Raw genomic sequence first — 5,393 nt, 5'->3', positions numbered from 1 at the left:
GGTCGCGAAGTGGTCCTTGGTGATCTTCGGGTAGCGCGAGAAGATCGTGCTCTCCTCAGGCTTTTCGTTGTGGCTTTCCAGGGCGATGACGCCCTTGGACTTCATGGTCTTGGTCAGCAGGAACAACAGCGACAGCAGGTCGCGGTAGTCGCTGGCCTTCCATTTCGGCCCGGCGAACACCTTGCCGAAGCCCGAGAGGGTGCCCTTGATCACCGGCATGGAGTTGGAGATCAGGAACGCGGCGACGGCGGCGCCGCCGATGGCCATCATTTCGTGAGGCAGGGCATGCAGGATGACGCCCATGTTGCCGCCGGAGATTAGGTAGCTGCCGAACACCAGACCGAACAGCAGCACGATGCCGATAATCTGAAACATGGTGGTGGTCGGTCCCCGGGGCGTTGTCGCGGAGCATCGCCATTAATGCTTAATGTCGCGTGAGCATTTCGGGGTTTGCACAGGCTCTCGGCGCGCCTTAACAGCGCACCATGCCCAAGTCAGAGCCAGCCATGGTCAGCCTGCCGAAGGGATCGTTCGCGATCATCTTCGGCGTCTCGCTGGTGACCGCCATGGGCAATACCGGAATGATCTCGGTGCTGCCGGCCATCGGTCGCTCGATCGGCATTCCCGATCCCATGGTGGCGGCGATCTTCTCGCTCTCGGCGCTGCTATGGGCGTTTTCGTCACCCTGGTGGGCGAGGGCTTCGGACAAGCACGGGCGCAAGCCGCTGATGCTGATTGGCCTGACCGGCTTCATGATGTCGATGATCGCCTGCGGCCTGGTGGTCAGCGCGGGCCTGTATCACCTGACGACGCCCATGGTGATCTTCGTCTTCTTCCTGTTCGCGCGCGCGCTGTTCGGGCTGTTCGGCGCGGCGTCGAACCCTGCCACCCAGGCCTATCTGGCCGAGCATACTCCGCCGGAGAAGCGCACCCAGTCGATGTCCAGTCTGGCCGGCGCGTTCGGCCTGGGCACGGTCATCGGTCCGTTCATCGCGCCGCTGTTCGTCCTGCCGTTCACCGGGGGCCTGGCCGGGCCGATGTTCGGATTCGCCGTGATCGCCGGGATCATGCTGTTCATCGTCTGGAAGAAGCTGCCCGAGAGCCAGAACATGCCGGTCGCGCCGGTGAAGGCCGCGCCGGTCAAGGGCGTCGCCGCGGCGAAGGACAAGCCGATGTGGCGCGATCCGCGCGTCACCCCGTTCCTGATCTACGGCTTCATCGTCGCCGTCTGCCAGACCGCTCAGGGCCAGACCCTGGGCTTCCTGATCATCGACCAGCTCGACCTCTCACCCATGAAGGCCCAGGGCTTCATCGCCATCGCCATGATGTTCGGCGCGGTGGCCGGCCTGCTCGCCCAGTGGGGCATCATCCGCATGTTCGAGATGACCCCTCGCCAACTCCTCCGCTGGGGCGTGGGCGTGGCGGCGATCGGCAATGTCATCGTGGCGTTCCAGCCGACCTATGCGGCGGTGGTGGCTGGCTACGCGATCTCCAGCCTGGGCTTTGGCCTGGCGCGGCCTGGCTTCACGGCGGGGTCGTCCCTGGCGGTGGACATGCATGAACAGGCCCGGGTGGCCGGCGCCGTGGCCGCGGTGAACGGGGTCAATGTGGTGCTCGCCCCGGCGTTCGTCTGGCTCTACCAGGCGGTGGCGCCCGCGCCCTTCGTGCTTTGCAGCCTGCTGATGCTGGCCATGTTGATCTACGCCTTCGTCAATCCGCAGCTCAAGAACGCCGATCCCTCGCCAGCCACCCGGGCGGACGCCGCGAAGGCCACGCTGGAAAAGGGCGACGAGGGCGGGGGCTAGACCGCGGGCGCCGCACCGATCTCGACGTTCAGCCGGCGCACCATCTCCATGGAGAGATAGCCGTCGGCGATGATCCCACGAGCCTTCTGCCAGGCGCGCAGCGCCGCGCGGGTGTTGATGCCGACCACGCCGTCAGGTTCTCCGGGACTGAAGCCCAGCCGCGCCAGCGCCGTCTGGGCGGCGATGCGGTCGCCGATGGCCAGCGGCGTCTCGAACGGCCAGGGCCGTACCAGCGGTCCGCCGCCGGCGAACCGGTCGGCCAGCAGCCCGATCCCCAGAGCGTAGGCCGTGGAGTTGTTGTATTTGCGGATCGCGAAATGGTTGGGAAACAGCAGGAAGATCGGCCCGGCCGCACCGGCCGGCGCCACCAGCATCGCCTTGGACCCGGCGTCGGCGCCGGACCAGCCCCGGCCGTCGGCGGGCGTGACGCCCAGGCCCGCCCACCAGTCCGGCGCCTCGCGCGGACCCTCGGTCAGGCTGTAGTCGAAGGTGGCCGGCACGGTCGCCTCACGCGCCCAACCCTCGCCGCGCATCCAGCCGCCCTTGGCCAACAGGTTGGCCGCCGAGGCCAGGGCGTCGTTGCCCGACCCCCAGATGTCGCGCCGGCCGTCCCCATCGCCGTCCACGGCGGTGGCGATGTAGTTCGACGGCAGGAACTGGGTCTGGCCCATGGCCCCGGCCCACGAGCCCTTCAGCCGGCCGCGATCGGCCTCACCCGAATCGATGATCTTCAAGGCGGCGATCAACTCGCCCTCGGCGAAGGCGCGGCGGCGGCCGTGGAAGGCCAGGCTCGCCATCGAGCGGACCACGTCGAAGTCGCCCTGCAGGGCGCCGAACGCGCTCTCCATGGCCCAGACGGCGATCAGGATGTCGCGCGGCACGCCGAAACGCTGCTCGATCCCGCCCCAGAACGGCAGGTCGGTCCGGTAGCGCTGGCCACGCGCGATCCGTTCGTCGCTGACGGTGCCCTTGATGTAGTCGCCGACCGGCTTGGAGAATTCCGGTTGGGCGGAGTCCAGGCTGATCACCCGGGCGTTGGGGCTCAGGCCCGCCAACTCGCGGTCCAGCAGGGCGGCGGACAATCCGGCGGCCAGGGCCTTGGTCCGGAACTGGTCGCGCCAGGCGTCGAAGCTCGCGTCGCCGGAGGATTCGGCGCCTGGGGGCAGCGAAGGGATATCCGGCCTCGGAGGCGGAGGCGGCGGTGGGGGGGCGGGAAGCGGTGAACCGGTCACCGCCTGGAAATCGGTTGAGGCGTCGGCGCAGCCGGCCACGAGCAGGAGGAGGAAGATGCGGCGATCCATCGACCAAGCCTAGCGGCGCCCGCGCGCTTCCCCAATCACAAGGCCGTCAGGCGTTGACTCAAAAGCGCTTGCCCCGTATACGCGCCCGCTCTGTAGATAACCCCGGCCCTTCAAAGCCGGCGCGTGAGATAGGTCCATGAAGGTCAGAAGCTCGCTCAAGACGCTCAAGACTCGCCACCGCGATTGCAAGCTGGTGCGTCGCAAGGGCGTGGTCTTCGTCATCAACAAGACGAACCCCCGCTTCAAGGCCAAGCAAGGCTGAGATGGGTGAGGCGGCCGTGAAAGCCGTCCTCTGGGACATCGGCAATGTCATCGTGCGCTGGGACCCGCGCACGCTCTACGCCAAGTTTTTCAAGGAACCGGCCGCCTGCGACCGGTTCCTTTCGCATGTATGCACCATGGAATGGCACGCGGCCCACGACCGGGGGATGACCTTCGCCGAGAACCGCGCGCCACTGCTTGAGCGCTTCCCCGACGACGCCGAGGCGATACTCGCCTGGGAGACCCGCTGGTGGGAGATGTTCTCCGGCGCGATTCCCGAGACCGAGGCGGCGATCGAGGCCCTGCACGCCGCCGGCGTCCCACAGTACGGCGTGACCAACATGTCGCACGAGACCTTCCCGGGCACGATCGCCATGAGCCCGGCCTTCGCGCGGCTGAAGGGCTATGTGGTGTCGGCCAATGACGGGGTGATGAAGCCCGATCCGGCTTTCTACGCCCTGGCCTGCGAACGGTTCGGCCTGGCGGCGAACGATGTGCTGTTCGTCGACGACAGCGAGAAGAACATAATGGCCGCACGCGCCTTCGGTTTCGACGCTCACCACTTCACCGATCCCGGTGCGCTGCGGCCGGCGCTGGAAGCGCGCGGGCTGCTCTAGCCGCCGTTTCGCACCAGCTCGAAGAACTCCTGCCGGGTCCTGGGGTCATCGCGGACTTCGCCGAGCAGATGGCTGGTGGTGAGGCTGGAGCCCGGCGTGTTCACCCCGCGCATGGTCATGCAGCTGTGCTCGGAGACGATCACCACGCCGACGCCCTTGGGCTTGAGGATGTCATCGATCGCGCCGGCCACCTGGGCGGTCAGCTTCTCCTGGATCTGCAGGCGCCGCGCGAAGCCCTGAACCACCCGCGCCAGCTTCGAGATGCCCACCACCCGGTCGCGGGGCAGGTAGCCGACATGGGCCTTGCCCAGGAACGGCAGCATGTGGTGCTCGCAAAAGCTGACCACCGGGATGTCGTGCAGGATCACCAGCGAATCATAGCCCCCGACCTCCTCGAAGGTCCGTTCCAGATAGGCGGTGGGATCGATCGCGTATCCGGCGAACAGCTCCTTGTAGGACCGCGCCACCCGCGCCGGCGTTTCCAACAGTCCTTCCCGATCAGGATCGTCACCGGCCCACTCGATCAAGGTGCGAACGGCGGCCTCGGCCTCCGTCTGGGTGGGCTGCTTCTTGGGGTCGGTCATCGCAAACTCCGCCTGGGTGCGTCATGAACGGCTTCCTGCCGGTGAAGGTTCAGCGGGCGGATGACAGGGGCGGATCGCGCCGCTAGGGTCCCGCGCTTTCCGACCTCCCAGACTTATGAGACGCTTTACCCATGTCCGACGACAACGCCCACGGCGACATCCTGAACCAGGCCGCCCAGGGCCAGCTGAAGAGCATCATCGAGCGCATCGAGCGGCTGGAGCAGGAAAAGTCGGAGATCGCCGAGCAGATCAAGGAGGTCTTCGCCGAGGCCAAGGGCAACGGCTTCGACGTCAAGATCCTGCGCAAGGTGGTCCGCATCCGCAAACAGGACCGCGCCAAGCGCCTGGAGGAAGAGGCGATCCTCGACCTCTATCTGGCCGCGATGGGAGAGATTTGAAGCGAACCCCGCCAGATCGGAAGGCGCAGGCCCAACGGGCCGCGCTGAACGCCCTGAAACGCGTCCGCCGCCAGGCGGATCGCGCGGACGTCAAGCTCTCCGACTGGGAGGGCGAATTCCTGGGCTCGGTGGAAGACCGGGTGAAGACGTACGGCCGCGCCTTCGCCGACCCCGAGAAGGGTGGCCCGGGCGCCGCCTTCTCCGTTCTGCAGTCGGTGAAGCTCAAGGAGATCGCCGCCAAGGCGAAGGGCGAGACGAAGGACATGTCCCGCAAGCCGTTCAAGCGGCGCGGGAAGCCCTATTCGGAAGATTAGAGCGCCTTCGCCGCCCGCACCGTCTCGGCGCGCGCCGCGGCCAGCCGACCCTGGCGGATCAGCTCGCGCAGGCGTTCGTCACGCGGCTGCGGTCTCAGAACCGTCAGTTTCAT

Annotated in this window: 8 protein-coding genes; 5 read left to right on the top strand and 3 right to left on the bottom strand. The window is 67.1% G+C overall.

Annotated elements, in window-relative coordinates:
• The coding region (locus RMO04_RS12960) for a motility-associated protein (RefSeq protein WP_405041503.1) at nucleotides 1-375 on the bottom strand (375 nt) is incomplete at its 3' end.
• Between the two features lie 110 nt (nucleotides 376-485).
• Here RMO04_RS12960 and RMO04_RS12955 point away from each other — a divergent pair.
• Complete coding sequence (locus RMO04_RS12955; RefSeq protein ID WP_309645196.1) at nucleotides 486-1,805, top strand: MFS transporter; 1,320 nt, start codon at nucleotides 486-488, stop codon at nucleotides 1,803-1,805.
• Here the strand turns inward: RMO04_RS12955 and RMO04_RS12950 are convergent.
• Nucleotides 1,802-3,106 (bottom strand): lytic murein transglycosylase, encoded by a 1,305-nt coding sequence (locus tag RMO04_RS12950; RefSeq protein ID WP_309645195.1) that lies wholly within the window; start codon nucleotides 3,104-3,106, stop codon nucleotides 1,802-1,804. The two genes, RMO04_RS12955 and RMO04_RS12950, sit on opposite strands and share 4 nt — an antisense overlap.
• A gap of 136 nt (nucleotides 3,107-3,242) precedes the next feature.
• On the opposite strand from RMO04_RS12950, the gene ykgO reads away from it, so the two are divergent.
• Nucleotides 3,243-3,368: a type B 50S ribosomal protein L36 gene (ykgO, locus tag RMO04_RS12945; protein ID WP_309645194.1), complete on the top strand. Its 126-nt coding sequence runs from the start codon at nucleotides 3,243-3,245 to the stop codon at nucleotides 3,366-3,368.
• A 1-nt stretch (nucleotide 3,369) separates the two neighbouring features.
• Nucleotides 3,370-3,984, top strand: coding sequence for an HAD family hydrolase (locus RMO04_RS12940; RefSeq protein WP_405041502.1), 615 nt, complete (start codon nucleotides 3,370-3,372; stop codon nucleotides 3,982-3,984).
• Here the strand turns inward: RMO04_RS12940 and folE are convergent.
• A complete protein-coding gene (gene folE, locus RMO04_RS12935; RefSeq protein WP_309645192.1) occupies nucleotides 3,981-4,568 on the bottom strand; it encodes a GTP cyclohydrolase I FolE in 588 nt (195 codons plus the stop codon). The two genes, RMO04_RS12940 and folE, sit on opposite strands and share 4 nt — an antisense overlap.
• A 131-nt stretch (nucleotides 4,569-4,699) precedes the next feature.
• On the opposite strand from folE, the gene RMO04_RS12930 reads away from it, so the two are divergent.
• Nucleotides 4,700-4,966, top strand: coding sequence for a DUF2312 domain-containing protein (locus RMO04_RS12930; RefSeq protein WP_305583633.1), 267 nt, complete (start codon nucleotides 4,700-4,702; stop codon nucleotides 4,964-4,966).
• Nucleotides 4,963-5,280 carry a hypothetical protein gene (locus RMO04_RS12925; RefSeq protein WP_309645191.1) on the top strand — a complete coding sequence of 106 codons (318 nt, stop codon included), beginning with the start codon at nucleotides 4,963-4,965 and terminating at the stop codon, nucleotides 5,278-5,280. The genes RMO04_RS12930 and RMO04_RS12925 overlap by 4 nt, the downstream gene beginning before the upstream one ends.
• Nucleotides 5,281-5,393 lie beyond the last annotated feature (113 nt).

It is taken from the genome of Phenylobacterium sp., from assembly GCF_031412415.1.
Lineage (GTDB): Bacteria > Pseudomonadota > Alphaproteobacteria > Caulobacterales > Caulobacteraceae > Phenylobacterium.
Note: the sequence above shows the minus strand (reverse complement) of the source record. Positions and strands in the feature narration are given on the sequence as shown.